We start from the raw sequence: 25,330 nt of genomic DNA, 5'->3' as shown, positions 1-25,330 counted from the left end.
CTCAGGGGCCTTTTCCCTGTCCTAGCAGCGGGTTTGACACCCGTAACTACCCGTATCCCCTGGCAGATCCAGGGTTTTGAGCCGAGAAGAGGCCCAGATGAGCGAAGATAAGTCCCCGAAGCGGGCCCCTAACGGCCTGAACGAGCGTGCCCGGCAACTGTGGCGTGCCCTGGTGGTGGATTCCGGTCTTGAGTTCGAGCCGTTCGAGCTGGAAACGGTCCGTTCCGCGTGCACCCTGATGACCCTTGCCGACCGCCTAGAGGCTCAGCTACTGCGGACCGCCGACGCGGAGCTGATCGTGACCAGCCCCCGGGGCCGGGTCGCGCACCCGTTGATCGGTGAGCTTCGCCAGTTGCGGAACCAGGTTTCCATTCTGCTGAACCGGCTCGACTGGCCAACCGAGGAGTCCGACGACGAGACCCCGGTTTCTCCGGCCGTTGCCCGATCCGATGCCGCCCGCAAGGCGGCCCGTGCCCGTTGGAAGTGATGAGAGATGATGAGAGATGCCGAAGCGTCCTAACAAGCCCCAGGGTCCTCGCGCTGCCACCTTGGCCGAATTGGTGTGGGCGGACGAGTGCGATTCGAAGGTGAAGACCCTAGTCACCTACAGCAAGTCTGCTGCTGCCAAGGGCCACAACAGGTGGGCGGAGCACTTCAGCCTGAAGGCTGAGTTGCTGACTGCCGCCGCTGCAAGGGCTCGCGCCGGTGAAGGCGCGGACCTGACCGAATACGAAGCCCTGGAGGGCCCGGGTGGGGGTTTCGCCCCGAACCGAGCGGCCCGCAGGGCCATGAAGCGATTGGAGGGCAAGTGAAGACCACCGCCGATGTGCATCCGGTCCGGGAGCTTTTCGCTGAGGCAGCACTAGATGCCGCCGCCGCGATGCGGGCCCGTCTGGAGGCTCCTCAGTCAGCCGCTGCCCGGAAGACCTGGCGCACGATTGCTGAGATCTTCGAACACCGCGCGAAGTTGCTACGGGGCAAGGACCCTGTGCGCGTAGAGGCCCCTGAAGGGCCTGAGACCTATTGGATGACGTACGCGGATGGCCGGGTGGAGACCTTGGCTGGCCGCGTGATCCTGACAGGAAACGAGGAATTCTCCGATGACTGAACCCTTGAGCATGGACGAACTGGTCCAGGTGCTCACACAGCAGGAGGCGTTCCGGAAGGCGGCTGAAGAGCCGGTGACCGGTGACCTTGCCTCCGTTGCTGCACACGTGAAGAACGTTGCAGAGAACCAGAACCCGCTTCTGGCCTACATCGATCAGGCCATCGAGGCGAACGAGGCCGACGTTTCCGGCTCCGAACCCGAAGTAGACATTCAGGCGCTGGGACAGCGTATCGCTGCCATTCGTGCCGAAGACCGCTGATCCCAAGGGAGACAACGAATGAACGTAACTCAGGCACAGCTTGATATCCGGGACGCACTCGTCCTCGGAGTCAAGCTCCCCAAGGAAGTCACGGACGCACAGGCTGTGTACGAGACGGTTGCTACGAAGGTGAACACCCGTCCGAACCCTCAGAATTCCTTGACGGCACAACTGAAGACTGTTGCGCCGAAGGATGTTCCGGCACTCCTTGACCAGATTGCGACGGAGGATGCCGCCCGTGAGGCGCTGAAGCGCTCCGGTGTGATGACTACGGCCGGGGACCGCTTGGCCCGCGCGTGGACGGTCGCGAAGCCGGGTCTCCTGGATGACATCCTGTCCGGGATCGCTGGCAAGGTCGAAGAGGCCAACACCTTGGCAGAGAAGGTTTCCCGCTCCGTGGCGGCTGACCTGAACAGCACCAACGATCCGGCCAAGCTTGCCGATGCGGCCCGGCTCCGCGTGCTTCTCGCCGAGATCTCCCAGGTGGTCAAGTACACCGCTTCGTACATCCGAGGAGCGGCTAACGCTGAGGGTGTTCTCATCGGCAATGTGGAGTTCAACCTCATTCGGCTGGCCGATGTTTCGGTGAACTTCAATGAGCTGTGGGGAGTTCAGCAGGCCCTTAAGACGCCGCGTGGGTACGAGGATGTTGTTTCCCCGGGCGGATTGGTGGCTCTGCGCGCCGCTGGCTCGAAGCTGGTCATTCACACCGTGGCCGATCAGGTGGAGCGCCTGAAGGCTGCCTACGCGTCTCGCCAGACCTTTGAGGTCACGGACGGACAGGTTCAGCGCGTGAAGTCGATGGGCCCGGGTCAGAGCATCCGGCCCTCCTGACCCACACATGACGAAGGCCCCGGTTCCCTCTTCGGAGGTTGCCGGGGCCTTTCCGTCGTTTCAGGACTTCGGCCGGTTCACGATCCCTGCATTTTCGGCCTGTGCCATGAACTCCCGGTACCCCGGGAAGTAGGCCAGGCCCTTGTGATCCCCGGGCACTGGGAGCTTCAGCCGGTCCCGGATGTCCGGCGGCACAAGCACCTTCAGTTCAAGCTCACCTTCGCTGATCACCTTGCGGCCCCTGGCCTCCCTGCCGCTGAACATGGCGGGCACGGTGATACCGGACTCCCGGAGGAGGTTCCGCCGTCCGACTTCGTCTAGCCGCTCCCACTCTTCGCGGTACGTAGCCCCGTCCGGCCGAAGCTCAGTCCGGGCCGGTCGTTGGGGCAGCGCCTCTAGCTCCGCGATGCGTGCGTCAAGGGCCCTGATTTGCTTCCTGAGCGTCGCTTTGGCCCTCTCGGACCTCAGTTCCGCAGCGTCGGCCGTCAGGTCCTCCAGAGCGCTTACAGCGGCTTCTAGGTCGGCCGTGTGGTCCTCTGCTGGGATGTAGACCCGGCGCATACGCGGGAAGTCGCCCAGGAGCATGAGGAACATGCTGCCCACGTAGCCCTCCAGGTCTTCGGCCCGGATGTGCTGGGTGTGCTTGTTCGGGCAGTAGTAGTACCGGTAGATCTGGCCCGGCTTCCCTGCCTTCGTGGGCCTCTTGCGCTGGGTGCGGTGGTGGAGGTTTCCGTTGCACTCCAGGCACTTGGCCACGTCGAGAAGCTGACCGGTGTTACGTTCCCGGGGCGTCTTCCCATCGGCCCGGCGGGCAATTTCCCCTTGGAGCCGCTGGTATTCGGCCGGATCGATCAGCGGTTCGGCGCTGTACGTGATCGGGGCTCCCTCTTCGTCCCGCTCCGTCTTGCCGTTGTGCACCACTTCGCCCATGAGGGACTTGGACCGCACGATCTTGCTGACAGTCGTGGGACCCCACTTGGTTCCCGCCGGAGGCGTCCCCACGTACTCCTCTCCGGCCGCGTGTGCCGCACGCATCTTCCGGGTCCGATAGTGGTCCAGCGGAGACAGAATGCCGTCTTGGTTCAGCCGATGCGCGATGGCTTCCAGCGGCACGCCGTCCAGGTATTCGCCGACGATTCGCCGGACCACCGGGGCTGACTCTTCGTCGTGAATCAGCTTGTATCCCGCGCCACTCCTCACGGGCCAGAAACCGTACTTCGGGGTTCCGCCGGGCCATCGGCCCTCACCCCGCAGAAAGATGCGGGTATTGAGAATGCGTTCCTGGGTGGCTTCCCATTCGCCCTGAGCAATCTCCGCCAATACTGTGGCGACAATGCGCCCCTCCGGAGTACGGAGGTTGAATGGCTGGGTGGTGCAAATCAGATCCTTATCGTTGTCCAAGCACCACTGATAAAGCGGAGACAGTTTGAGGCCCGCCCCCAGGCGGTCAACTCGATAGGCAACGACAATGTCCCACTGAACCACCTTCTCCGGGTCGTTCAGCCACTTACCGAAGTTCGGGGCGTCGAACGGCTTCACGGATCGGGAGAAATCAAGGTCCGTAGCCCAATCAACGATTTCGTGCCCGTTGTCCCGACACCACTTCTCGATTGCCTCGCGTTGCCGCTCGACAGAGGTGGACTCGTCTGTGACCCGGCTCAGCCGGATACGTCCAAGTATTCTCGCCATGCCCCTGACCTCCTCGTTCCCGGCCCAGCGGCGGGCCCTGAGGTACAGTGTGCACGAAGGCAAGAAGGCGAGCCTTCGCCCTCTTCGTGCACGCCGAGGTGCGCGTGGGCGTCGATGAAGCCCGGCAGCACCCAGGTGCCCGCCGCGTCGATCAGCTCGGCGTCCTCCGGGATGTCGACGTCCGCCTCGGTGCCGACCGCGACGATCTTGCCGTCGTCGATCAGGACCGTGCCGCCTTCGATGGGATCACCGTCGATGGGGACGACATGGCCCCCGACAATTGCCTTCGCCATAGTTCGCCACGCTAACGAACTCACTCGGGCGGCCGCACGCGGGCCTTCTCCAAGTGCACCAGTTCGTGGTTGTTCTCCGGCGTCCGGTGCGTCTCGCGGTAGCCGTGCTTCGCGTACAGGCGCAGCGGCCCGGCGCTCTTCGCCCCGGTGAACAGCCGGAAAACCGTCACCGACGGCGGGGCCGCCGACTCGGCGAAAGCCAGCAACCCGCCACCCAGGCCGCACCCCTGCCGGTCCGGTGCCACCACCAGCCGGCCGAGCACGCCGACCTCGCCCGTCACCGTCAGGCGGACCGCCGCGACCAACCGGTGATTCTCCCGGATCCCCCAGGACAAACACGACGAAAGCGCCGCCCGCGTCTCGTCCAGGGTCTCCAGCAGCGGCGGCAGGTTCCAGTCGTCGTGCGCGCGAGCTTCGGTAAGGTACGCCGCGCGTTGCAGCGTCAGCACTTCGCCCGCGTCGGCCACGCCCAGCCGCTTCACCCGACTCGGATGCCCCAGCTGCCCGACCACGACGCCGCCGGCTCGAGCTCGATCAGGTCGGTGCCCGTGTTGAGCGCGTCCGCCGGGCAGGTCATCGGCTCGATCGCGACCGCGCGGCCGCGGCCGACCAGGTCGTCCGGGGTGAACACCTGCGCCCAGCGGAAGTCCGGGCCGGTCCAGACCACCAGCCGCTGGTCTTCGTGGCCCAGGACGAAGTGGTGCGTGCCGTCGTCGGCCGCCGACAGGGACCCGAACGCCGTGTCCAGGCCGACGCCCGCCAGCACCCGGCCGGCGCGGAAGTCGTACTCCGTGCCCTCCACATCCTGCTCCGGCGCATACGGCATCTGCTCGTCGCCCAGGTACGGCCGGACGCGGCTCGCGGGCAGCGTGAGGGTCAGCTCGTCGGTCGGGACGTCGCCGATCCGGAAGTACGGGTGCGTCCCGACACCGACGCCGATCGGCTGCTCGCCCTCGTTGCGGATCTCGTGCGTGATGGTCAGCTCGCGCGGCGCGAGCTCGTACGTCACCGTCGCGCGCAGCGGCACCGGCCAGCCCGGCTGCACCTCGACGTCGACGGCCAGGGTGATCGACGACTCGGCGTGCTCCAGCAGCTCCCACTCGAGGTGGCGGGTCAGGCCGTGGATGGCGTTGCCGCGCGCCTCCTCGGTGATCTCGAGCTGCTGCTCCTCGCCCTGGAACGTCCACTTGCCGGCCTTGGTCCGGTTCGGCCAGGGCAGCAGAACCTGCCCGGCCCCCTTCGGCGGCTTCGCGTCTTCGGGGAACTCTTCGACGTACGGCACTCCGCCGACCTCGAACGCGCGCAGCCCCGCGCCGATCTCGGTGACGACGGCGCGCGCGTTGCCGCGGGTGATTTCGAACTGCTGACCGGTCGGGTTGCCCATGCGACGACCTTACCGAGACCCGAACTCACTAGACCGGTCGTCATAGTTTGAGTTACAGTCGGCGCCATGGTCCGTCGCACCGACACGCGGCAGCGGATGCTCGACACCGCCGCCGACCTGTTCCACTCGCAGGGCTACCACGCCACCGGCCTCACCCAGCTGATCACGGCCGGGGGCGCACCGAAGGGGTCGCTCTATTTCCACTTCCCCGGCGGCAAGGAGCAGCTCGCCGCCGAAGCCGTCCGGCTTTCGAGCGAACGCACGGGCGCGCTCCTCGAAGCGATCCTGCGCGACGCGCCCGACGCCGTGACCGCGATCGACCGCACCGTCGAAGCGCTCGCGAGCTTCCTGACCGAATCGGACTTCCAGCGCGGGTGTCCACTCGCGACGGTCGCGCTCGACGCCGCCGCGGAGAGCGAGCCGATCCGCGAAGCCTGCGCCGCCGGCTACTCGTCGTGGCACGAAGTGCTGGCCGCTTACTTCGGCGCACAACGGCTTTCCGCCGAACGATCGGACGAGCTGGCCACCGTGGTGCTCGCCGCGATCGAAGGCGGCCTGCTGCTGGCCCGCACCCGCCGTGACCTCGCGCCGCTGCGCGCCGTCGCCACCCACCTGCACGCCACCCTCGACCGGGAGTTCTCCTGATGCGCGTCCACCACCTGAACTGCGGCACCCTGCGCCCGCTCGGCGGCGGGCTGATCGACGGGCGGCCGGGCCTGTTCCGGCGCGCCACCATGGTCTGCCACTGCCTGCTCCTGGAGACGGACACGGGACTCGTGCTCGTCGAGACCGGCATGGGCACACCGGCCGCCGTCGACCGGAACGCCTGGCTGGGCGCGGGTTTCGTCCGCCAGTCGAACCCGGTCGAAGATCCCGCGCAGACCGCGATCGCCCAGGTCCGCGCGCTCGGCTTCGACCCCGCCGACGTCCGCGACATCGTGCTGACCCACCTCGATCTCGACCACGCCGGCGGGCTCATCGACTTCCCGTGGGCACGCGTGCACGTCTACGCCGAGGAGCTGCGGGCGTTCCGGGAACCGCGTGACGCCGCCGAACGCGGCCGCTACCGCACGATCCAGTTCGCCCATGGTCCACAGTGGACGTCCTATGCGGACACCGGCGAACCGTGGTTCGGCTTCGACGCGGTCCGGCAGCTCGACGGCCTCCCGCCGGAGATCCTGCTGGCCCCGCTCTCCGGGCACACGCGCGGCCACGCGGGCGTCGCCGTCGACACCGGTGACGGCTGGCTGCTCAATGCCGGCGACTCGTACTTCTTCCACGGACAGGTCGACGCCACCCCGCGCTGCCCGCCCGGCTTGAAGTGGTTCGAGGGCCGCGTGGAGACGGTCAAGGGTGCCCGGCTGGACAATCAGCGCCGCCTGCGCCAGCTTGTGCAGGAGCACGGCGACGAGGTGACCGTCTTCGCCGCGCACGACGAGACCGAGTTCCGCCGGCTGAGCTCCAGTGCCAACCGGGGCTTCGCCCCAGGCCGGGGGCTTCGCCACCCGGACCCCCGATAAACGAGCAGGAGCAGGGTATGAAGGTGCACCACCTGAACTGCGGATCGATGCGTCCGGCGGGCGGCAAGCTGCTCGACGGCGAGCCCGGCCTGCTGCGGCGGGCCGAGCTCGTCGCGCACTGCCTGCTGATCGAGACCGGCAGCAGCCTGGTGCTGGTCGACACCGGGTTCGGCGCCCAGGCCGTGGCCCGCCCGGGCGAGTGGCTGGGCCGGCCGTTCATGGCGATGGTCGGCGCCCGGCTGGAAGCCGCCGAGACGGCCGTCGCGCAGATCCGGGCGCTCGGCCTCGACCCCGCCGACGTCCGGCACATCGTCGCGACCCACCTCGACGTCGACCACGCGGGCGGGCTGGCGGACTTCCCGAACGCCGTCGTGCACGTCCGTGCCGAGGAGCACCGGGCGGCGACGTCCCCGGCGAACGCGGCCGAGAAGAACCGCTACCGCGCGGCGCAGTTCGCCCACCGCCCGCTGTGGAGCACGTACGACGAGCTGGGCGAGCCGTGGTTCGGCTTCGAGGCGGTCCGGTCGCTCAAGGGCCTGCCGGAGGAGATCCTGCTGGTCCCGCTCACGGGCCACACGCGCGGCCACACGGGCGTCGCGGTCGACACGGGCGACGGCTGGCTGCTGCACGCCGGCGACGCGTACTTCTTCCACGGCCAGCTCGACCCGGTCGCGCCGCACTGCCCGCCCGGCATGACGGCGTTCCAGAACCTCGTCCAGTCGGACCGCAAGGCGCGGCTGGCGAACCTCGCGCGGCTGTACGAACTCGCACGCGAACACCAGGACGAGGTCACGGTGTTCTCGGCGCACAGCCCCGTGGAGCTGGCGGCCCTGCGCCGGTGAGCGTCAGCTCGCGTCGAGAGCCTGCTTGACCAGCGGCGCCATCTGCTCCGGCGTCATCTTCGCCGGGCCGGTGTAGTTGACCAGCACCGGCGTGCCCGAGACCAGCTCCGCCGAGGCGAGGGTGGCCGTCTTCTGCTCGTCGACGTAGTAGACGGCGCCGTCCGGGAAGCCGGCGACGTCCTTCGCGCCCGGCTTCGCCTTCTTGATCGAGGCCACCATCTCGCCCGGCTTGCCCTCGCGGCCTTCGTAGCGGGTCACCGCGAGCGCGCCCGCGGCCTTGCCGTTCAGCTGGTACTCGCAGCTGCGGGCCTTGCCGCCGTTGGCGGTGGTGTCCTGGACCGGGCCCGCCACCGCCTGGAGGTTGTCCAGGAACAGCGCCTTCGACACCGCGGCCGCGGGCAGCAGCTTGCACGGGTCCAGCGCCGCCGCCGCGGCGGGGCCGGCGCTCGAGCTCGGCTTGGGTGCGGACGAGGGCTTCGACGGCGAAGGCGTCTTCGACGGCTCGTCGCCCGAGGAGCAGGCGGTCAATGCGGCAAAAGCGACCAAAACGACGGCGAGGGTACGCATACCGGGCACCCTAGTCCGAACGGACTATGCCGTGGGCGCCCGGTATCGCCAGAACGCCGGGAGCAGGAACATCGACGCGCACACCGCCACGATGACCAGCAAGCCGCCGACGCTCGCCGCGGCCGCCGTGCCGAACGCGGCCGCACCCCAGCCGTGGACCAGGTCGGCGATCCGCGGACCCCCGGCGACCACCACCGTGAACACGCCCTGGAGCCGGCCGCGCATCTCGTCGGTGGTCGCGACCTGCAGGATCGCCATCCGGTAGACGGCGCTGACCATGTCGGCCGCGCCGGCCGCCGCCATGAAGAGGACCGCGAGCCACAGCGAGTGCGCGAGCCCGAACGCCGCCACCGCCGCGCCCCACGCGCAGATCGAGATGACGACCGCGACGCCCTGGCGCTGGATGCGGGTGAGCCAGCCGGAGAACAGGCCGATCAGCATCGCGCCGGCGGGCAGGGCGGCGTAGAGCCAGCCGAGCGCGGGGCCACCGCCGGGTGGATCGCCGAACGTGCGTTCGGCCATCTCCGGGATCAGCGCGCGCGGCATGCCGAAGACCATCGCGATGATGTCGGCGACGAACGAGGCGAGCAGCACCTTCTTCGTCGCGAGGTACCGGAAGCCCTCGACGACGTCGCTGACGCCCGCGCGCCGGGACGGGCCGTTGAGCGGCGGGAGGGCCGGCAGCCGCCAGACCGCGAGCAGCGTGATCGTGAGGGCGACGACGTCGATCAGGTAGAGGGTCGAGAGGCCGAGGACCGGGATGAGCGCCCCGGCGAGCAGCGGCCCGAAGACGGCGCCGAAGGTCGACATGGTCGAGCTCAGCGCGTTGGCCGACGGCAGCAGCTCACCGGGCACGAGCCGCGCGACGACGGCGCCGCGGGTGGGCATGTTGATCGCGAAGAGCGCCTGGTTGACAGCCAGGAGAGCGAGGACGAGCCACACCGAGCCGAAGTTCAGGAACGCCTGCAGCCAGAGCAGCGCGGAGGTGATGGCGACGAGGACGTTGGTGACGACGAGCAGCTTCCGCCGGTCGACGGCATCGGCGACGGCGCCGCCCCAGAGCCCGAAGACCAGCAGCGGCACGAGGGCGACGAGCCCGGTGAGACCGACGTAGGCGGAGGACCCGGTGAGGTCGAAGACCTGCTTCGGCACGGCGACGGCGGTCAGCTGGGTACCGACGGCGGTGACCACAGTGGACAGCCAGAGCCGCCGGAAGGCCGGGATCTTCAGCGGCCGGGTGTCGACGATGATGCGCCCGAGGAGCTTGCGGACACCGTTTCGACGGGGCGGCAAGGTCTCGGGCTCAGAGGTCACAACGGATGAGTTTAGCTCGGCTAACTATCTGGGGTCGCGTGATTTCCGTCGCCCGGGAGAGCGCCCCAATGTGGCCTTCGGTGCGTCAGACGCAACCAAGGCGGCCTTCGGTGCGTGAGACGCAACCAAGGCCGCCTTGGGGCGCTGGAAACCTAGGGAGCCACGCGCTCGATGGTCCACCCGTCGTCGTTCCGGACGTACCGGAGCCGGTCGTGCATGCGGTCCTCGCGCCCCTGCCAGAACTCGACCAGATCCGGCCGGATCCGCCAGCCGCCCCAGTGTGGCGGCGCCGGGATCTGCTCCACGTCCGCGAACCGGCGCTCGATGCCGCTCAGCGCGTTGTCCAACGCCCGCCGGCCGTCGACCACCCGGGACTGCGGGGACGCCCACGCCCCCAGCTGCGAACCGCGGGGACGCTGGGCCCAGTACTCCGCCGTCTCCTTGACGCCGACCTTTTCGACCTCGCCGCGGACGTGGACCTGGCGGTGCAGCGCGTACCAGGGGAACGTCACCGACGCGTACCGCGTCGCCGTCAGGTCGTGGCTCTTCTCCGACGTGTAGTTCGTGTAGAACACGACTCCGCGCTCGTCGAGGCCCTTGCACAGCACCGTGCGGGACGACGGCCGGCCTTCGGCGTCCGCCGTCGCCAGCACCATCGCGTTCGGTTCGGCGATCCCGGCCGCGACTGCCTGGTTCAGCCAGCCCTGCAGCTGATCGGTCCAGGTGGCCGCCAGCGCGGATTCGTCGAACGCGGCACCGTCGTAGGCCACGCGCATTCCGGGCAGGCGAACCACGGCGTCTTCCACCTGATCCTTGATCTCCGGCATCATCGCCAAACCTCCACGCCCGGTCGGGGCATCAGTCGACTTCGGCCTTAGGCACGTTAGGGCCTTCCGAGCTGCGGCGGAACCCACTGAACGGTGACACCCGCCACGACCTCGGCGCCACCAGCCCGTAACCGCTGGACAACAAGCCGTAACCCCCGCGTTACCCGCCGGACCAGGATCGATACAGGACGCACCTACCTTCGGCCCGTTCCCCACCACCCCGGAGGCAGGCATGACCGAGACCCTGTCGAACGCCGAAGAAAGCGCCCCACCGAAACGCCGGTACGCCCCGCTCGCGGCCAACGAAAACCGCGAGGACTACTCACTGCGGTTCGCCGCTCATTCGTTCCGGAAATGGTCACCGTTCGTGGTCGCGACGACGGCGCTGGGCGGCATCGCCTACCTCGCCGACTTCGCGATCGGGGCCAGCATCGTCCTCTCCTACGGCTTCACGTCCGGGGTCCTCGCGATCCTCGCCGCGGCCGTCGTCATCTTCGGGACCGGCGTGCCCATCGCGGCCGCCTGCGCGAAGTCCGGAGTGGACATGGACCTGCTGACCCGCGGAGCCGGCTTCGGCTACTTCGGGTCGACGCTGACGTCGCTCGTCTACGCGAGCTTTACCGTCATCTTCTTCTCGCTCGAGGGCTCGATCATGGGGCAGGCCTTCGAGCTGGCCCTCGGCATCCCGCTGCCGATCGGCTACCTCCTCGCGACGCTGATCGTGCTGCCCTTCGCGCTCTACGGCATGGGCGCGGTCGCGAAGATGCAGACCTGGACGCAGCCGCTGTGGATCGCCGGCCTGGTGCTCCCGTTCATCGTCGTGCTGGTCCGCGAGCCGGGCAAGTTCGCCGAGTTCACCCGCTTCGCGGGCACCGAGGGCGCCGGCGCCGGGTTCTCCGCCGTCGGGTTCGGCTTCGGCATGGGCGTCGCGCTGTCGCTGATCGGGCAGATCGGCGAGCAGGCCGACTACCTGCGGTTCATGCCCGAGAAGACGGCGGAGAACAAGCGGGCTTGGTGGACCGCGGTGCTCGCCGCCGGACCCGGCTGGGTGATCCTCGGTGCCGCGAAGCAGATCGGCGGCGCGCTGCTGGCGTTCCTCGCCCTCGGCGTCGTCGGGAAGACGCACGCGCTGGAACCGATCGCGCCGTACCTCGAGGCGGTCAAGCCCGCGCTCGGCCCGGTGGCGCTGACGTTCGCCGCGCTGTTCGTCGTCGTCTCGCAGATCAAGATCAACACGACGAACGCGTACTCCGGCTCGCTGTCGTTCGCGAACTTCTTCTCCCGCGTGCTGCACAAGCACCCGGGCCGGGTCTGGTACGTGCTCGTGAACTGCGGGATCGCGCTCGCGCTGATGGAGTTCGGCGCGTTCGGGTTCCTGAACAAGATCCTGGGCTTCTACTCGAACGTCGCGATCGCGTGGATCGGCGCGGTGTGCGCGGACCTGGTGATCGCGAAGCCGCTGGGGCTCTCGCCGAAGTACATCGAGTTCAAGCGGGCGTACCTGCACAAGATCAACCCGGTCGGGTTCGGCTCGATGGTCGTCGCGTCGACGGTGTCGATCGCGGCGTACTTCGGGGCGTTCGGCGAGTTCCTGGCCGCGTTCAGCCCCTTGCTCGCCCTGGTCATCGCCGTCGTGCTGGTGCCGGCGCTGGCCGTGGCCACCCGCGGGAAGTACTACCTGGCCCGGCCGAACACGGTCGCCGGCCCGGACGTCGACGCCGACCTGCGGGCGACGCACGCCTGCTCGGTCTGCGGCGATCCGTACGAACTGCCGGACGTCGCCGACTGCGCGAAGCAGGACGGCCCGATCTGTTCGCTGTGCTGCACGCTCGACAACACCTGCCACGACGTCTGCCAGACGACGGGCCCGGTTCCGCTCGGGCTGCCCGCGCCGCGCCAGGCGTAAAGTCCGTCAAGGCCCGCTCACCCGCGTCCGCAGCGGGTGAGCGGGCCTTCACGTTCGCCGGGCGTCCCCCCGTGCCCCCGCCCGGCTTGACTGTTCCACGCCGGAGCGGGCGCCGGGGTTGCCCGGCAGTTCCAAGATCTTTTCCGGCCGCATGATGGCGGACAGCATCATCGCCCGGAACTCCGCGCCGATCTCTTCGACCGGCAGCGGCGGGTCGTGCGCCTGCCATTCCCGCAGCAGCCCGGTCCCCGCCCCGACCAGCGCGATCGCCGTCAGCCGGTAGTCCCGCTTGGGCGCGACACCGTGCTCCGCGGCCCGGGTCGCTTCGGCGGCGATGAAGTTCGCCCAGCGGTCGACCCACACCTGGTGCTGCGCCTCGAGCTCGGGACTCACGCCGACCGCTTCGACGTAGTTGAGGCGCGGCATCCGCGGATCCACGGTGACCGTCGCGATGAAAACGTCCAGCAGCGTCGAGATGCGGGTGAGCGCGTCGGCGTCGGCGACCTTGTCGAGCTCCGCGGTGACGTGCGCGAGCGCCAGGCTGTTGATCTGGTCGTGGAGGGTGCGGAGCACGTCCTCCTTGCCGGCGAACTCCTCGTAGAAGTTCCGCGTCGACACGCCGGCGCGGGCGCACACGTCGGTGATCTTCGTGTGCCGGAAGCCGGTCGAGGTGAAGAGCTCGAGGCCGGCCGTGAGCAGGCGAGCACGGCGATCGGCACGGCGTTGCTCGGGTGCGACGCCGCCGTACGTGCGAGCCACCGGTTCTCTCCTCCTTCCGAGGGATTGCCAGATCCTACCCGGGTGACTACTTTGTGAAAATCGCGATTACCAACGGTTCGCCGGAGAGGCCGCAGGGGGTCTTCTCCGGCGAACGGGTCAGGCGAAGGGGCGCAGGGCCGTCACCGCGTCCGGCGCGAGGGACGTCGTCAGCGTGCCGCCCGCGGCGAGCGGGGTCCGCGACCACCACTCACCCGACGCCGCCGGCAGGTCCGGGCCGCCGACCACCAGGTCCGTCGCCAGCACCCGGCGGTCCGCCAGCACCGCCAGGCTGGAGTCCAAAGTGGAATCGCCGATCGACAACGTCTGGCGCAGCACCGGCGCGGAACCCCGCGTCACGTGCGAAGACGTCGTCAGCGACCCCGGGCGTTCCCCGGCCCGCCCCAGCACCAGCACTTCCCGCGTGTGCAGGTAGGCGTCGGCCGCGAGGGAAGCGCGGAACACAGCCGTGTGCCGGGCACGCGCGGTGATCACCGTCGGCTCGGGCAGGTACTCCACCGAGCCACCCTCCTCGACGACCACCGAAACGGTCGACACCGAACCCTCGCCGTGAAGACCGGGCAGAGCGAGCGTGGCCGCGACCCCGGAGAGACGCAGAGAGGCACCCGGCCCGACGTGGACGGAAAGCAGCAGGTCGTCCCCGCCCAACGGCGTCGTCGCCGAGTTGACGAGGTGCACCACCGCCACCGGACCGCGGCCCCGGCGCGGGAACAGCGTCAGCGGCGCCATCGACCGCAGCTCGCGCAGCACCGTCCGCGTGCCGTCGAAGCACGCCGTCAGCCGGGCGTGGGCCTTCACAGCAGCGAACGCACCCACTCCGCGACCGCCGGTGCGTCCGGGGTGTCCACAAGGGACTGCGTGATGACCGGCAGCGGCCCCCGCATCCGGTGCGCGTCCGACGTCATCACGTCCATGTCCGCGCCGACCAGGTGCGCGATGTCGATCTTGTTGATCACCAGCAGATCCGCCGTCGTGACGCCGGGGCCGCCCTTGCGCGGCACCTTGTCACCGCCCGCGACGTCCACCACGAAGATCTGGCTGTCGGCCAGCCCGCGGCTGAACACCGCCGTCAGGTTGTCGCCGCCGCTTTCGATGATCACCAGGTCCAGCGCCGGGAACTTCTCCTCCAGCCGCTCGACCGCGTCCAGGTTCGCGGTGATGTCGTCGCGGATCGCGGTGTGCGGGCACGCACCCGTCTGCACCGCTTCGATCCGGGCCGGGTCCAGGACTCCGGCCCGGCGCAGGAAGTCCGCGTCCTCGGTCGTGTAGATGTCGTTGGTGACGACCGCGAGGTTCACCTCGTCGCCCAGCGCGCGGCACAGGGCCGCGGTCAGCGCCGTCTTGCCCGACCCGACCGGGCCGCCGATGCCGATCCGGTACGCGCGCCCGGCCGCCGGCGCCGCGTCGTAGTGGTCCGGCTCGGCGGCCGTCGGGTCGAAGTTGACCGGGTGGACGTGGCCGTGCCCGTGTCCGTGCTCAGCTGGCAAAGAGACGCACCTCTTCCTGGTGGTGCCGGGCGTGCGCCTCGGCGAACAGGTCCAACGCCGGTGACCCCGGCGACGGCAGGGACGCCGGGTCGTCCCCCGCCACGGCCGCCGCTTCCTCCGCGACCGACCGCAGGTCGAGCCGGGCGACGACGGCGTTGACCGCGAAGGGATCCAGCCCCAGCAGCCGGACCACGGCACTCGCCGGCCCGCTCACCGCGAGGTAGGCCACGGCCATCGCGGCGTCGTACGGCGCCCCGCCCGCGACGCCGACCAGCGCGCCCAGCACCACCGGGTGGTGCGGCCGCGGCGTCTCCGCCAGCAACGCGTCCAGCACGGGAGACGGCCAGGCGATCCGGCCGGCCCGCGCGGTCCCCCGGCCCTGCGCTCGCGAGGCCCCTCGTTGCGCGAGCGACGGCGTCCGCGCGTCGAGTTCGGCATCGAGCACAGCCCAGTGTCCATCAGGGACTTCTCGCGCGGCGGCATGGGCGGCGGCCGCAGCGAAGACCGCCGCCAGGAAGCCCGCCGTCCGCAACCGTCCGGAAAGGAATCCCGGCAGATCGCGCACCGAAGTCACCAGCCGGCGGGCGACGACCTCCTCCAGCCCGCCACTGTGGACGTGCCCGCCGCCGGGGAAGCGGGAGTCCGCGAGGATCAGCGCCGAGAGGTCCATCAGAACAAGAAGTAGCGTTGGGCCATCGGCAGCTCCGTCACCGGCTGCGGCTCGATCAGCTCGCCGTCGACGTGCACCGCGAAGCTGTCCGGCTCGACGCGGACGTCCGGCGTGACGTCGTTGAGCACCATGTCCGCCTTGGTCCGCGCCCGCGTGTTCGACACGGCGACCAGTGGCCGCGTGATGCCGAACGTCTCGCGCAGTCCACTGTCCAAAGCGGACGGCGCGACGAAGTGCAGGCTCAGCGCCGCACCGATGTTCGCACCGAACATCGGCCGGGCCAGCACCGGCTGCGGCGTCGGGATGGACGCGTTCGCGTCGCCCATCGCCGCCCACGCCGGGAAGCCGCCCTTGAGGACGACGTGCGGCCGGACGCCGAAGAACTTGGGCTCCCACAGCACCAGGTCGGCGAGCTTGCCGACCTCGACCGAGCCGATCTCGGTCTCCATGCCGTGGGCGATGGCCGGGTTGATCGTGTATTTGGCGACATAGCGACGCGCGCGCAGGTTGTCGGCCGCGCCGTCGCCGGGCAGGGCACCGCGACGCCGTTTCATGACGTGCGCGGTCTGCCACGTCCGGATGATCACCTCGCCGATCCGGCCCATCGCCTGCGAGTCCGAGCTCATCATCGAAATCGCGCCCAGGTCGTGCAGCACGTCCTCGGCGGCGATCGTCGACGGCCGGATCCGGCTCTCGGCGAACGCGAGGTCCTCGGGCACCGACGGGTTGAGGTGGTGGCAGACCACCAGCATGTCGAGGTGCTCGTCGAGCGTGTTGGCCGTGTGCGGCCGGGTCGGGTTGGTCGACGACGGCAGGATGTTCGGCAGCGAGACGACCTCGATGATGTCCGGCGCGTGCCCGCCGCCGGCACCTTCGGTGTGGTACGCGTTGATCGAGCGGCCGCCGATCGCGTCCACAGTGGACTCCAGGAACCCGGCCTCGTTGAGCGTGTCGGTGTGGATCGCGACCTGCACGCCGGACTCGTCGGCCACGGTCAGGCAGGCGTCGATCGCCGCGGGGGTCGTGCCCCAGTCCTCGTGCAGCTTGAAGCCACCCGCACCGGCCGCGAGCTGCTCGCGCAGGGCCTCGTGCCGGACGGTGTTCCCCTTGCCCAGCAACAGGACGTTGACCGGGTAACCGTCCATGGCGGACAGCATCCGGCCGAGGTTCCACGCGCCGGGCGTGACGGTCGTGGCCTTCGTGCCCTCGTTGGGCCCGGTGCCGCCCCCGACCAAAGTGGTCAGTCCCGCGGCCAGCGCCGTGTCGACGAGCTGCGGGCAGATGAAGTGGACGTGGCAGTCGATGCCGCCGGCGGTGAGGATCTTGCCGTTGCCGGCCAGGATCTCCGTCGACGGCCCGATGACCAGAGCCGGGTCGACGCCGTCCATCGTGTCCGGGTTGCCCGCCTTGCCGATGCCGACGATCCGGCCGTCGCGCACGCCGACGTCGGCCTTGACGACACCCCAGTGGTCGAGGATGACGGCGCCGGTGATGATCAGATCGGGCGCGCCCTCGGCACGCGTCGCCATCCCCTGGCCCATCGATTCGCGGATGACCTTGCCGCCGCCGAAGAGCACCTCGTCGCCCGAGCCGCCGGGCCCCATCGAGCGGTCTTCGGTGACCTCGATCAGCAGGTCCGTGTCGGCGAGCCGGATCCGGTCGCCGGTGGTCGGGCCGAACAGCTCGGCGTAGCGCTCGCGGTCGATCTGCGGCATTTCAGAACTCTCCCGAGAATTCGGACCGCAGGCCGGGAACGCGGCGCGCTCCGGCGAGCGGCACCAGGTCGACTTCCCGTTCGACACCGGGCTCGAACCGCACCGACGTGCCGGCCGGGACGTCGAGCCGGTGCCCGCGGGCGGCGTCGCGGTCGAATTCGAGGCCCGGGTTCACCGCCGCGAAGTGGTAGTGCGAGCCGACCTGGACCGGCCGGTCGGCGAGGTTGCGCACGAGCAGCCGGACGCGCGGGCGGCCGGGGTTCAGCTCGACCGGCTCGTCGCCGGGGATGATCTCACCTGGGTGCATCCGGCCCTCCTCAGACGATCGGGTCGTGCACGGTGACGAGCTTCGTGCCGTCCGGGAAAGTGGCCTCGACCTGCACGGAGTCGACCATCTCCGGTACGCCGTCGAGCACCTGCGCCCGCGAGAGCACGGTCCGGCCGCCGGCGACGAGCTCACTGACCGTGCGCCCGTCGCGGGCCCCTTCGAGGACGTGGTCGGTGATCAGCGCGACCGCTTCCGGGTAGTTCAGCCGGACGCCGCGGTCCAGCCGCTTCCGCGCGACGTCGGCCGCCACGTGGATCAGCAGCTTGTCGCGCTCCTGCGGGCTGAGGTGCATCGCTCAGGTCTATCACCCGGACCACGATCCCGCGTGGTTCGGAAACATACCTTTAACCTGGGCTTCGTCACACTGCGTACCGAAAATCCTCCGGCCGTACAGCCTCGGTGACTGAATCGTTCTCGTAATCGTGACCGAAACCACCGCATCTTTCGATTGCCCCCCGGCGATCGAGGGAGCAAGGTCTATCCATCCGTGCGATGGTGCGCGCTTTCCTTGCGCTATTCCGTCCGCGCGAGCACCACCACCAAGACGGGGAAGAAAGCGCACCGAAAGGTTCCGCGAAACAGTGACTACCTCCACGATCACCAAGCCACAGCCGTCCGGCGAACCCGACGACGGCTTCCGACCGGGTCTGGAAGGCGTCGTCGCCTTCCACACCGAGATCGCCGAACCCGACCGGGACGGCGGTGCGCTGCGGTACCGCGGCGTCGACATCGAGGACCTCGCCGGCAAGGTGACCTTCGGTGACGTATGGGGCCTTCTCGTGGACGGCCGGTTCGGCCACGGCCTCCCGCCCGCCGAGCCGTTCCCGCTGCCGGTGCACACCGGCGACGTCCGGGTCGACGTCCAGGCCGCGCTGGCCATGCTCGCGCCGATCTGGGGCTACCGCCCGCTGCTCGACATCACCGACGAAGAGGCCCGCGAGCAGCTGGCCCGCGCCTCGGTGATGGCACTGTCCTACGTGGCGCAGTCGGCGCGCGGCATCGGCCAGCCCGCCGTGCCGCAGACCCGCGTCGACGAGGCCCACTCGATCACCGAGCGGTTCCTGATCCGCTGGCGCGGCGAGCCGGACCCCGCGCACGTCAAGGCGCTCGACGCCTACTGGGTGTCGGCCGCCGAGCACGGCCTCAACGCGTCGACCTTCACCGCCCGCGTCATCGCGTCCACCGGCGCCGACGTCGCGGCGGCCATGTCCGGCGCCATCGGCGCGATGTCCGGCCCGCTGCACGGCGGCGCCCCGGCGCGCGTGCTGCCGATGATCGAAGAGGTCGAGCGCACCGGTGACCCGGCGGCCCTGGTCAAGGGCATCCTCGACCGCAAGGAACGCCTGATGGGCTTCGGCCACCGCGTCTACCGGGCCGAGGACCCGCGGGCCCGCGTGCTGCGCCGGACCTGCAAGGAGCTCGGCTCGTCCCGCTACGAGGCGGCCGCCGCGCTGGAGCAGGCGGCGCTGAAGGAGCTGCGCGAGCGCCGTCCGGACCACCCGATCGAGACGAACGTCGAGTTCTGGGCCGCGGTCATCCTGGACTTCGCGCAGGTCCCGCCGCACATGATGCCGTCGATGTTCAGCTCGGCGCGCACCGCCGGCTGGGCCGCGCACATCCTGGAGCAGAAGCGCACCGGCCGTCTGGTGCGCCCCTCCGCGAAGTACGTCGGCCCGGCGCCCCGCACGCCCGAGGACGTCGAGGGCTGGGAACTGGTCACCAAGCACTGACCCCAACCCGCACTTTCACGTGAAAGTGAGCCGGAGGGTCCCTCCACCTCACTTTCACGTGAAAGGGCCGGCCTTGTCGTGGGCGGAGGTGGCGGCGAGCATCGCCGTGAGCTGGTCGACCAGCCAGGTGTCCAGGGCTTCGCGTGGGAGCGTGCGCTCTTGGAGCCAGCTCAGGAGGGCGCCTTCGACCACCGCGGTCCAGCAGCGCAGGGTCAGGGACAGCAGCGGTGAAGGATCTTCGACGCCCAGGGCGTCCAGGATCAGGGCCACCGCGCGGTTGCGGACCTCGTCGATCGCCGCGTCCGTTTCGGACGTCGCGATCACCGAACCGCTGCGCAGCAACGCGATGTAGCCCGCGCGGTAGTGGTCGGCGACGTCGATCAGGCCGCGGACGGCCGCGCGCAGCCGCGTCTCCGGCGGGCCCTCCTCGAGGCCGGCCAGGCCGTCGATGAGCCCGTCGGTGACCGTGCGCAGTGCCTCCACCTGCAGCTCGCGCAGGCTCGAGAAGTACCGGTAGAACAACGGCCGCGACACCTCGGCGCGCACGACGATGTCGTCCACGGTGACCAGCTCCGGCGCCCGCGAGCCGAACAGGTCGAGTGCGGCGCGGATCAGGTCGTCACGACGGGCCTGCGGCGACATCCGCCGCGGCCGGCTCACGGCGTCAGGTCCAGCTTCGCCGCCGCCCGCAGCAGTCCCGGCGTCAGTCGCGAAAGGACCAGCGCGGCCTTGGCCTCCGGAGTGGACGGTGCGATCGCGGTGTCCTTTTCCACGGCCCGCAGGATGTCCTTCGCGACGCCTTCCGGGCCGAACCCGCGTCGTGCGTAGAGCTTCGTGCTCTGCTGCTGACGCCGTCGCTGCTCCTCTTCGGACACTCCCACGAATCGCGTCGTGTTCGTGATGTTCGTCTGCACGATGCCCGGGCACACCGCCGTGACACCGATGTGGTGCTCGGCCAGCTCGGCGCGCAGGCAGACGCTCAACGTCAGCACGGCGGACTTCGTCGTGGCGTAGGCGGTGAGGATCTTCGACGGCAGGTAGGCGGCGGCCGACGCGAGGTTGACGATCTGGCCGCCTTCGGCGCGCTCGGCGAGCATCGGCGCGAAGGCGCGGCAGCCGTGGATCACGCCCCAGAGGTTGACGTCGATGACGCGTTCCCAGTCTTCGACGGACGTGTCGAGGAACGGGCCCGACATGCCGATCCCGGCGTTGTTGACCACGATGTCCGGAACGCCGTGCTTCTCGCGCACATCGCGAGCGAAGCGGTGCACGGCCTCGCCGTCACTGGAGTCCACTGTGTACTCCCCGACGCCGTGGTCTCCCAGCAGCCTCAAGGTTTCCGCAGCTGCCGCCGGATCGATGTCGGTGATGACGACGTCGGCCCCCTCGGCGGCGAACGCCAGCGCGGTGGCCCGGCCGATCCCGCTGCCGGCGCCGGTGACGACGACCAGCTTGTGTTCGAACCGGCCGGCGCCCACCCGCGACTGCTTCAGCGCCCGGCTCTCGGCGCCGGTTTCGGCGTACTCGATCAGCTCGGCCGCGGCGCGCGCGACCACCGCCGGCTTGGCGCGGGTCACCCAGTGGGTCCCGACGACCGGGCGGATCCGCAGGTCCGGCACCCAGCGCGCGATCTCGGTCTGCAGCGGCGTGGTGACGTAGGCGTCCCCGGTCGGGGCCAGGACCTGCACCGGGACGTCGGCGGCGCGCGGCGCGGGGCGGGACAGCCGGGTGAACATGTTGGCGCGGTAGAGCTCGAGGCCGTGCAGGCCGTCGCCCTTGTCCGGCTTCGCGGCGTCGGGCTCCATGCGCTGGATCTGCTTGCCCAGCAGGCCGGTGCGCCACAGCAGGTCCGGGATCAGCGGCACCTGGAACGCGAGGATGTACCACGAGTGGAGGAACTGGCTCAGTGCGTTCTTGAGCCGCTTCGGCGTCGGGCGGGTGAGCTGCGCGCGGAACCACGCGCCGGCGTGGTCGAGGCTCGGGCCGGAGATCGACGTGTAGGACGCGATCCGGCCGCGCAGGCCGGCTCCGGTGACGGCGTGCCAGGTCTGGATCGAGCCCCAGTCGTGGGCGAGGAGGTGAACCTTGCCGTGCGGCTGCACCTCGTCGACGACCGCCCGGAGGTCGTCGGCCAGCTGGTCCAGCCGGTAGGACGCGCGTCCCGGCGGCTTGCCCGACTGTCCGGCGCCACGGACGTCGTAGGTGACGACGCGGTGTTTCGCGCTCAGCTCGGCGGCTACCCCACCCCACATCGAGCTGTTGTCGGGGTAGCCGTGCACGAGCACGACCGTGGGCCCGTCTTCGCGGCCTTCGACGTGGACCGAGAGGCGGACACCGTCACTGGCGGTCACCCACTTGTGAGACATTCTGTCATGTTAGACAACTTGTCAACAGTACGATTCACCCGCGCGGCGGCTGGTGGCCGGGTGTCGTTCGTGCATCCGACGCGATTTCGCTTGTATGACAGCGTTTTCGTGGTTCCACGGGAAACCGGGCGGCCCGGCTGACGACTCTGTCCACCGTTCGGTGGACACCGGGATTCAGCTGAGCGTTGCTCCTCATCGAGACCCGGGACGGCCAGGCTGTAAGCCATGACCACAGCAGTGAGCGTGCGCGGCCTGCGCAAGCAGTACCCCGGTCACCTCGCGGTGGCCGGGCTCGACCTGGACATCGCCCGGGGCGAGGTCTTCTCCCTGCTCGGCCCGAACGGCGCCGGCAAGACCACGACCGTCGAGATCCTCGAAGGCCACCGGCAGCGGACCGACGGCGAGGTCACCGTCCTCGGCGAGGACCCCGGCAAGGCCGGGCGGGCCTGGCGGTCGCGCATCGGGATCGTCCTGCAGACCGCCAACGACGCCGCCGAGCTGAGCGTCGCCGAGACCGTGCGGCACTTCGCGAAGTACTACCCCGACCCGCGCGATCCCGACGAGGTGATCGAGAAGGTCGGGCTCGCCGAAAAGGCCAAGGCGCGGGTCAAGACGCTCTCCGGCGGGCAGCGGCGCCGCGTCGACGTGGCACTGGGGATCATCGGCCGGCCCGAGCTGCTCTTCCTCGACGAGCCGACCACCGGCTTCGACCCCGAAGCGCGGCGGCACTTCTGGACGCTGATCAGCGAGCTCGCGGCGGAAGGCACCACCATCCTGCTGACCACCCACTACCTCGACGAGGCCGAAGCGCTCGCCGACCGCGTGGCGGTGATCGCGCGGGGCGAGATCGTCGCGCAGGACACGCCGCAGAACCTGGGAGGCCGCGCCGCCGCCGAGGCCACCGTGCGGTGGACCGACGAACGCGGTGAGCACGCCGAGCGCACCGCGTACCCGACCAAGCTCGTCACCGAGCTCTCTGCTGGGGGTAGGGAGCTCGCCGGGCTGACCGTGACCAGGCCGAGCCTGGAGGACATCTACCTGGACCTGATCGGAGACAAGGCATGACCACTGCGACGTCCGGGGCCGGGGGCTCCGCCACCCGGAAAGCAACGGGGGCCCTCCCCGGCCCGCTGTCGCTGGGGCTCGCCCGCGGCGGCACCGAGCTGCGGCAGTTCTTCCGGCACCGGGAGCAGGTGGTCTTCACCTTCTCCCTGCCCGCCGTCCTGATGATCCTGCTCGGGTCCATCTTGGACGGTCCGACGGCCCTCGCCGGCGTCACATCCGGGCAGCTGCTCGCGGCCGGGATGATCGGCTCCGGCATCGTGTCGACGTCGTTCAACAGCATCGCGACCGGCGTCTCGGCCGACCGGGAAACCGGGGCGCTCAAACGCCTGCGCGGCACGCCGATGCCCTCGGCGGCGTACTTCATCGGCAAGATGGTGCTGGTCGCGGTGTCCAGCCTGGCGCAGACCGTGCTGATGGCCGCGGTCGCCGTCCTGCTGTTCGGGCTCGAACTGCCGTCCGAGCCGGCGAAGTGGCTGACACTGCTGTGGGTGTTCGCGCTCGGGATCGTCTCGTGCACGCTGCTCGGCATCGCGCTCAGCTCGCTCGCGAGGTCCACCACCGGCGCGGTCGCCGTGGTGCAGATGCTGTACCTGGTGCTGCAGTTCATCTCCGGCGTGTTCGTCACGCCGATCACGAACCTGCCGAAGATCATGGTGGACATCGCGTCGTTCTTCCCGCTCAAATGGATCTGCCAGGGCTTCCGGTCGGTCTTCCTGCCGGACGGCGCGGTCGGAATGGAGATGGCTGGTTCATGGGAACTCCCGCGGGTGGCGCTGGTGCTGGGGATCTGGTGCGTGGTGGGCGCGGTGCTGGCGCGGCTGAGCTTCCGGTGGACCGACACGAAGTGAAGGACGCCTGGGACCGGTTCAACTGGCTCTGGGAGATCCTCTTCGCGGTGGCGTACGTCGCCACCACGGTCCTGGTGCTGCTGGACGAGACCGACCCGGTCCGCGCCGTCGTCGCGGTCGGGGCGCTCACCGCGCTCGCGCTGACCTACCTGCTGTGGGGGCGCCGGGTGGTGCGCGACGACGGGCACCTGAAGCAGCGGTGGACGCTGGCCCTGGCGGTCATGGCGCTGGTCGCGGTCGCGATGTTCGCCAACACGACGTCCAGCTTCATCCTGTTCATGGTGTGCCCGCTGCTGTTTTCGACGCTCGAGTTCCGCCCGGCCGCGGTGCTCACCACCCTGGCGATCGTGCTGAGCCCGCTGTCGTCGATCGCGGCCGACGGGCTGCGGGGGCCGGCGCTGCACATCCTGCTGCCGATGACGGCGATCCTCGTCGTGTTCGGAATCCTGTCCGGCAAGTTCATCCTGCACGTCATCGAGGAGAGCCGAGGGCGGGCGGACCTGATCGATCGGCTCGAAGCGAGCCAGGCCGAGGTCGCCCGGCTCTCCCGCGAGGCGGGCACGGCGGCCGAGCGCGAGCGGCTCGCCCGCGAGATCCACGACACGCTGGCCCAGGGCTTCACCAGCATCGTCACGCTCGCCGAGGCCATCGAGTCCGAACTGGACACCGACCCGGCGGCGGCGCGGCGGCACGTCGAGCTGGCCGCCCGCACCGCGCGGGAGAACCTGGCCGAGGCCCGCACGATGGTCGCCGCGCTGGCGCCCGCGGACCTCGCGTCCGGGTCCCTGGTGGACGCCGTCCGCCGCCAGGCCGACCGGCTCGCCGACGAGACGGGCGTGGCGGTCGAGTACGAAGTGGACGGTGCGCTCCCGGCGATCGGCATGGCGGGCGAAGTGGTCCTGCTGCGGGGCGCGCAGGAGGCGCTGACCAACGTCCGGCGGCACGCGGCGGCGTCTTCCGTCTCGGTGCGGCTGTCCGTTGTGGACGATTTCGTGCGGTTGTCCGTCCGGGACGACGGCACCGGCTTCGATCCTGAGGGCGTCAGCGGCTTCGGCCTGCGCGGCATGCGGTCCCGGGCCGAGCAGGTGGGTGGCAGACTGAGCGTCCGGAGTGGCCCGCGCGGCACCGAACTCACCCTGGAGGTGCCGGCTTGATCCGCATCATGCTCGTGGATGACCACCCCGTCGTCCGCGAAGGCCTCCGCGGCATGCTCGAGGCCGAACCCGACCTGACGGTGGTCGGCGAAGCGGGCTCGGGTGACGAAGCCGTCGCGCTCGACCGCGTCGTGCGGCCGGACGTCGTGCTGATGGACCTGCGGATGCCCGGGCTGGACGGCGTCGGCGCGACGAAGCGGATCCTGCGCGAGCAGCCGGGCCGGCGGATCGTGGTGCTGACGACGTACGAGACGGACGCCGACATCCTGCGCGCGGTCGAAGCGGGCGCGTCGGGTTACCTGCTGAAGGACGCGTCGCGCACGGAGCTGGCGAACGCGATCCGCGCGGCGTCGCGCGGGGAGACGGTGCTGGCGCCGTCGGTGGCCGGGAAGCTGGTCAACCGGGTGCGCAACCCGGAGCCGCAGTCGCTGTCGGCGCGCGAGGTGGAAGTGCTGCGCCTGGTCGCGAAGGGCGGCACGAACGCGGACATCGGCCGGGCGCTGCACATCAGCGAAGCCACGGTGAAGACCCACCTGCTGCGGGTGTTCGGCAAGCTCGGCGTGTCCGACCGCACGGCCGCGGTCACGACGGCGATGTCCCGCAACCTGCTCGGCTGAAGGCCCGGGACCTGCTTCACCGGCCGGAGC

At 69.9% G+C, this 25,330-nt stretch carries 29 protein-coding genes and 1 pseudogene; 14 read left to right on the top strand and 16 right to left on the bottom strand.

Features of this window, described 5'->3' with window-relative positions; translation table 11 throughout:
* Nucleotides 1-97: 97 nt before the first annotated feature.
* From ACZ4TR_RS06005 to ACZ4TR_RS05985, 5 genes are all read left to right on the top strand, one after another.
* The gene (locus ACZ4TR_RS06005) at nucleotides 98-487 is read left to right on the top strand and encodes a hypothetical protein (protein WP_465285957.1); all 390 of its coding nucleotides are present in this window, start codon (nucleotides 98-100) and stop codon (nucleotides 485-487) included.
* A gap of 61 nt (nucleotides 488-548) precedes the next feature.
* A complete protein-coding gene (locus tag ACZ4TR_RS06000) occupies nucleotides 549-812 on the top strand; it encodes a hypothetical protein (protein ID WP_465285956.1) in 264 nt (87 codons plus the stop codon).
* The gene (locus ACZ4TR_RS05995; protein ID WP_465285955.1) at nucleotides 809-1,108 is read left to right on the top strand and encodes a hypothetical protein; all 300 of its coding nucleotides are present in this window, start codon (nucleotides 809-811) and stop codon (nucleotides 1,106-1,108) included. The genes ACZ4TR_RS06000 and ACZ4TR_RS05995 overlap by 4 nt, the downstream gene beginning before the upstream one ends.
* Nucleotides 1,101-1,367, top strand: coding sequence for a hypothetical protein (locus ACZ4TR_RS05990; RefSeq protein WP_465285954.1), 267 nt, complete (start codon nucleotides 1,101-1,103; stop codon nucleotides 1,365-1,367). Before ACZ4TR_RS05995 ends, ACZ4TR_RS05990 begins: the two co-directional genes overlap by 8 nt.
* A gap of 18 nt (nucleotides 1,368-1,385) precedes the next feature.
* Nucleotides 1,386-2,201, top strand: coding sequence for a hypothetical protein (locus ACZ4TR_RS05985; RefSeq protein ID WP_465285953.1), 816 nt, complete (start codon nucleotides 1,386-1,388; stop codon nucleotides 2,199-2,201).
* 60 nt (nucleotides 2,202-2,261) lie between these two features.
* Here the strand turns inward: ACZ4TR_RS05985 and ACZ4TR_RS05980 are convergent, their stop codons facing one another.
* From ACZ4TR_RS05980 to ACZ4TR_RS05965, 4 genes and pseudogenes are all read right to left on the bottom strand, one after another.
* Nucleotides 2,262-3,890 carry a recombinase family protein gene (locus ACZ4TR_RS05980; RefSeq protein WP_465285952.1) on the bottom strand — a complete coding sequence of 543 codons (1,629 nt, stop codon included), beginning with the start codon at nucleotides 3,888-3,890 and terminating at the stop codon, nucleotides 2,262-2,264.
* A gap of 71 nt (nucleotides 3,891-3,961) precedes the next feature.
* Nucleotides 3,962-4,183: pseudogene (locus ACZ4TR_RS05975) on the bottom strand (amidohydrolase family protein); the annotation flags it as partial.
* A gap of 20 nt (nucleotides 4,184-4,203) precedes the next feature.
* Complete coding sequence (locus ACZ4TR_RS05970; RefSeq protein ID WP_465285951.1) at nucleotides 4,204-4,695, bottom strand: GNAT family N-acetyltransferase; 492 nt, start codon at nucleotides 4,693-4,695, stop codon at nucleotides 4,204-4,206.
* A complete protein-coding gene (locus ACZ4TR_RS05965; protein ID WP_465285950.1) occupies nucleotides 4,662-5,567 on the bottom strand; it encodes an aldose 1-epimerase family protein in 906 nt (301 codons plus the stop codon). The genes ACZ4TR_RS05970 and ACZ4TR_RS05965 overlap by 34 nt, the downstream gene beginning before the upstream one ends.
* 66 nt (nucleotides 5,568-5,633) lie before the next feature.
* Here ACZ4TR_RS05965 and ACZ4TR_RS05960 point away from each other — a divergent pair, with 66 nt between their 5' ends.
* From ACZ4TR_RS05960 to ACZ4TR_RS05950, 3 genes are read left to right on the top strand one after another with little or no spacing between them, the layout of a single operon-like run.
* Entirely contained in the window at nucleotides 5,634-6,212 is a 579-nt protein-coding gene (locus tag ACZ4TR_RS05960) for a TetR/AcrR family transcriptional regulator (protein WP_465285949.1), read from the top strand.
* Nucleotides 6,212-7,087, top strand: a complete 876-nt coding sequence (locus ACZ4TR_RS05955; RefSeq protein ID WP_465285948.1) for an MBL fold metallo-hydrolase — start codon at nucleotides 6,212-6,214, stop codon at nucleotides 7,085-7,087. Before ACZ4TR_RS05960 ends, ACZ4TR_RS05955 begins: the two co-directional genes overlap by 1 nt.
* A 17-nt stretch (nucleotides 7,088-7,104) precedes the next feature.
* The gene (locus ACZ4TR_RS05950) at nucleotides 7,105-7,929 is read left to right on the top strand and encodes an MBL fold metallo-hydrolase (protein WP_465285947.1); all 825 of its coding nucleotides are present in this window, start codon (nucleotides 7,105-7,107) and stop codon (nucleotides 7,927-7,929) included.
* 3 nt (nucleotides 7,930-7,932) lie between these two features.
* Here the strand turns inward: ACZ4TR_RS05950 and ACZ4TR_RS05945 are convergent, their stop codons facing one another.
* From ACZ4TR_RS05945 to pdxH, 3 genes are all read right to left on the bottom strand, one after another.
* On the bottom strand, nucleotides 7,933-8,496 hold the full coding sequence (locus ACZ4TR_RS05945; RefSeq protein ID WP_465285946.1) for a DUF3558 family protein: 564 nt from the start codon (nucleotides 8,494-8,496) through the stop codon (nucleotides 7,933-7,935).
* A 24-nt stretch (nucleotides 8,497-8,520) separates the two neighbouring features.
* Nucleotides 8,521-9,810 (bottom strand): MFS transporter, encoded by a 1,290-nt coding sequence (locus ACZ4TR_RS05940; RefSeq protein WP_465285945.1) that lies wholly within the window; start codon nucleotides 9,808-9,810, stop codon nucleotides 8,521-8,523.
* Nucleotides 9,811-9,962: 152 nt separating this feature from the next.
* Nucleotides 9,963-10,640, bottom strand: coding sequence for a pyridoxamine 5'-phosphate oxidase (gene pdxH / locus ACZ4TR_RS05935; RefSeq protein ID WP_364516771.1), 678 nt, complete (start codon nucleotides 10,638-10,640; stop codon nucleotides 9,963-9,965).
* Between the two features lie 229 nt (nucleotides 10,641-10,869).
* Between pdxH and ACZ4TR_RS05930 the strand changes: the two genes are divergently transcribed.
* Nucleotides 10,870-12,543 carry a purine-cytosine permease family protein gene (locus ACZ4TR_RS05930; protein ID WP_465285944.1) on the top strand — a complete coding sequence of 558 codons (1,674 nt, stop codon included), beginning with the start codon at nucleotides 10,870-10,872 and terminating at the stop codon, nucleotides 12,541-12,543.
* A gap of 48 nt (nucleotides 12,544-12,591) precedes the next feature.
* Here the strand turns inward: ACZ4TR_RS05930 and ACZ4TR_RS05925 are convergent, their stop codons facing one another.
* The 7 genes from ACZ4TR_RS05925 to ACZ4TR_RS05895 all read right to left on the bottom strand — a co-directional run bounded on the left by ACZ4TR_RS05925 (nucleotide 12,592) and on the right by ACZ4TR_RS05895 (nucleotide 17,812).
* A complete protein-coding gene (locus ACZ4TR_RS05925) occupies nucleotides 12,592-13,302 on the bottom strand; it encodes a TetR/AcrR family transcriptional regulator (protein ID WP_465285943.1) in 711 nt (236 codons plus the stop codon).
* 117 nt (nucleotides 13,303-13,419) lie between these two features.
* Nucleotides 13,420-14,118, bottom strand: coding sequence for an urease accessory protein UreD (locus tag ACZ4TR_RS05920; RefSeq protein WP_465285941.1), 699 nt, complete (start codon nucleotides 14,116-14,118; stop codon nucleotides 13,420-13,422).
* On the bottom strand, nucleotides 14,115-14,807 hold the full coding sequence (ureG, locus tag ACZ4TR_RS05915) for an urease accessory protein UreG (protein ID WP_465285939.1): 693 nt from the start codon (nucleotides 14,805-14,807) through the stop codon (nucleotides 14,115-14,117). Before ureG ends, ACZ4TR_RS05920 begins: the two co-directional genes overlap by 4 nt.
* Nucleotides 14,797-15,477: an urease accessory protein UreF gene (locus ACZ4TR_RS05910; protein ID WP_465285938.1), complete on the bottom strand. Its 681-nt coding sequence runs from the start codon at nucleotides 15,475-15,477 to the stop codon at nucleotides 14,797-14,799. The genes ureG and ACZ4TR_RS05910 overlap by 11 nt, the downstream gene beginning before the upstream one ends.
* A complete protein-coding gene (locus ACZ4TR_RS05905) occupies nucleotides 15,477-17,192 on the bottom strand; it encodes an urease subunit alpha (RefSeq protein WP_465285937.1) in 1,716 nt (571 codons plus the stop codon). Before ACZ4TR_RS05905 ends, ACZ4TR_RS05910 begins: the two co-directional genes overlap by 1 nt.
* A 1-nt stretch (nucleotide 17,193) precedes the next feature.
* Complete coding sequence (locus ACZ4TR_RS05900) at nucleotides 17,194-17,499, bottom strand: urease subunit beta (RefSeq protein WP_465285935.1); 306 nt, start codon at nucleotides 17,497-17,499, stop codon at nucleotides 17,194-17,196.
* A gap of 10 nt (nucleotides 17,500-17,509) precedes the next feature.
* The gene (locus ACZ4TR_RS05895; RefSeq protein WP_013230177.1) at nucleotides 17,510-17,812 is read right to left on the bottom strand and encodes an urease subunit gamma; all 303 of its coding nucleotides are present in this window, start codon (nucleotides 17,810-17,812) and stop codon (nucleotides 17,510-17,512) included.
* Between the two features lie 289 nt (nucleotides 17,813-18,101).
* Here ACZ4TR_RS05895 and ACZ4TR_RS05890 point away from each other — a divergent pair, with 289 nt between their 5' ends.
* Complete coding sequence (locus tag ACZ4TR_RS05890; RefSeq protein WP_465285934.1) at nucleotides 18,102-19,250, top strand: citrate synthase 2; 1,149 nt, start codon at nucleotides 18,102-18,104, stop codon at nucleotides 19,248-19,250.
* A 54-nt stretch (nucleotides 19,251-19,304) separates the two neighbouring features.
* Here ACZ4TR_RS05890 and ACZ4TR_RS05885 read toward each other — a convergent pair whose 3' ends face one another.
* Together ACZ4TR_RS05885 and ACZ4TR_RS05880 are read right to left on the bottom strand one after the other, a co-directional pair.
* The gene (locus ACZ4TR_RS05885; RefSeq protein WP_465286304.1) at nucleotides 19,305-19,892 is read right to left on the bottom strand and encodes a TetR/AcrR family transcriptional regulator; all 588 of its coding nucleotides are present in this window, start codon (nucleotides 19,890-19,892) and stop codon (nucleotides 19,305-19,307) included.
* Nucleotides 19,893-19,906: 14 nt separating this feature from the next.
* Nucleotides 19,907-21,601 (bottom strand): SDR family oxidoreductase, encoded by a 1,695-nt coding sequence (locus tag ACZ4TR_RS05880; protein ID WP_465286303.1) that lies wholly within the window; start codon nucleotides 21,599-21,601, stop codon nucleotides 19,907-19,909.
* A gap of 240 nt (nucleotides 21,602-21,841) precedes the next feature.
* Here ACZ4TR_RS05880 and ACZ4TR_RS05875 point away from each other — a divergent pair, with 240 nt between their 5' ends.
* The 4 genes from ACZ4TR_RS05875 to ACZ4TR_RS05860 are packed head-to-tail and all read left to right on the top strand — an operon-like array spanning nucleotide 21,842 to nucleotide 25,300.
* Nucleotides 21,842-22,681 (top strand): ABC transporter ATP-binding protein, encoded by an 840-nt coding sequence (locus tag ACZ4TR_RS05875; protein WP_465285933.1) that lies wholly within the window; start codon nucleotides 21,842-21,844, stop codon nucleotides 22,679-22,681.
* Nucleotides 22,678-23,529, top strand: coding sequence for an ABC transporter permease (locus ACZ4TR_RS05870; protein ID WP_465285931.1), 852 nt, complete (start codon nucleotides 22,678-22,680; stop codon nucleotides 23,527-23,529). The genes ACZ4TR_RS05875 and ACZ4TR_RS05870 overlap by 4 nt, the downstream gene beginning before the upstream one ends.
* Nucleotides 23,526-24,683 (top strand): sensor histidine kinase, encoded by a 1,158-nt coding sequence (locus ACZ4TR_RS05865; protein WP_465286302.1) that lies wholly within the window; start codon nucleotides 23,526-23,528, stop codon nucleotides 24,681-24,683. Before ACZ4TR_RS05870 ends, ACZ4TR_RS05865 begins: the two co-directional genes overlap by 4 nt.
* The gene (locus ACZ4TR_RS05860) at nucleotides 24,680-25,300 is read left to right on the top strand and encodes a response regulator transcription factor (protein ID WP_364516795.1); all 621 of its coding nucleotides are present in this window, start codon (nucleotides 24,680-24,682) and stop codon (nucleotides 25,298-25,300) included. Before ACZ4TR_RS05865 ends, ACZ4TR_RS05860 begins: the two co-directional genes overlap by 4 nt.
* The last annotated feature ends 30 nt before the right edge of the window (nucleotides 25,301-25,330 follow it).

This window comes from Amycolatopsis sp. NPDC028719 (assembly GCF_055565395.1).
Note: the sequence above shows the minus strand (reverse complement) of the source record. Positions and strands in the feature narration are given on the sequence as shown.

Excerpts from the sequence above, each read along its gene's own strand:
- ACZ4TR_RS05980 (WP_465285952.1), bottom strand. The coding sequence starts at position 3,890 with ATGGCGAGAATACTTGGACGTATCCGGCTGAGCCGGGTCACAGACGAG.
- ACZ4TR_RS05965 (WP_465285950.1), bottom strand. The coding sequence starts at position 5,567 with ATGGGCAACCCGACCGGTCAGCAGTTCGAAATCACCCGCGGCAACGCG.
- ACZ4TR_RS05870 (WP_465285931.1), top strand. The coding sequence starts at position 22,678 with ATGACCACTGCGACGTCCGGGGCCGGGGGCTCCGCCACCCGGAAAGCA.
- ACZ4TR_RS06005 (WP_465285957.1), top strand. The coding sequence starts at position 98 with ATGAGCGAAGATAAGTCCCCGAAGCGGGCCCCTAACGGCCTGAACGAG.
- ACZ4TR_RS05875 (WP_465285933.1), top strand. The coding sequence starts at position 21,842 with ATGACCACAGCAGTGAGCGTGCGCGGCCTGCGCAAGCAGTACCCCGGT.
- ACZ4TR_RS05955 (WP_465285948.1), top strand. The coding sequence starts at position 6,212 with ATGCGCGTCCACCACCTGAACTGCGGCACCCTGCGCCCGCTCGGCGGC.
- pdxH (WP_364516771.1), bottom strand. The coding sequence starts at position 10,640 with ATGATGCCGGAGATCAAGGATCAGGTGGAAGACGCCGTGGTTCGCCTG.
- ACZ4TR_RS05930 (WP_465285944.1), top strand. The coding sequence starts at position 10,870 with ATGACCGAGACCCTGTCGAACGCCGAAGAAAGCGCCCCACCGAAACGC.
- ACZ4TR_RS05985 (WP_465285953.1), top strand. The coding sequence starts at position 1,386 with ATGAACGTAACTCAGGCACAGCTTGATATCCGGGACGCACTCGTCCTC.
- ACZ4TR_RS05900 (WP_465285935.1), bottom strand. The coding sequence starts at position 17,499 with ATGCACCCAGGTGAGATCATCCCCGGCGACGAGCCGGTCGAGCTGAAC.
- ACZ4TR_RS05960 (WP_465285949.1), top strand. The coding sequence starts at position 5,634 with ATGGTCCGTCGCACCGACACGCGGCAGCGGATGCTCGACACCGCCGCC.
- ACZ4TR_RS05905 (WP_465285937.1), bottom strand. The coding sequence starts at position 17,192 with ATGCCGCAGATCGACCGCGAGCGCTACGCCGAGCTGTTCGGCCCGACC.
- ACZ4TR_RS05910 (WP_465285938.1), bottom strand. The coding sequence starts at position 15,477 with ATGGACCTCTCGGCGCTGATCCTCGCGGACTCCCGCTTCCCCGGCGGC.
- ACZ4TR_RS05950 (WP_465285947.1), top strand. The coding sequence starts at position 7,105 with ATGAAGGTGCACCACCTGAACTGCGGATCGATGCGTCCGGCGGGCGGC.
- ACZ4TR_RS05885 (WP_465286304.1), bottom strand. The coding sequence starts at position 19,892 with ATGTCGCCGCAGGCCCGTCGTGACGACCTGATCCGCGCCGCACTCGAC.
- ACZ4TR_RS05990 (WP_465285954.1), top strand. The coding sequence starts at position 1,101 with ATGACTGAACCCTTGAGCATGGACGAACTGGTCCAGGTGCTCACACAG.
- ACZ4TR_RS05895 (WP_013230177.1), bottom strand. The coding sequence starts at position 17,812 with ATGCACCTCAGCCCGCAGGAGCGCGACAAGCTGCTGATCCACGTGGCG.
- ACZ4TR_RS05945 (WP_465285946.1), bottom strand. The coding sequence starts at position 8,496 with ATGCGTACCCTCGCCGTCGTTTTGGTCGCTTTTGCCGCATTGACCGCC.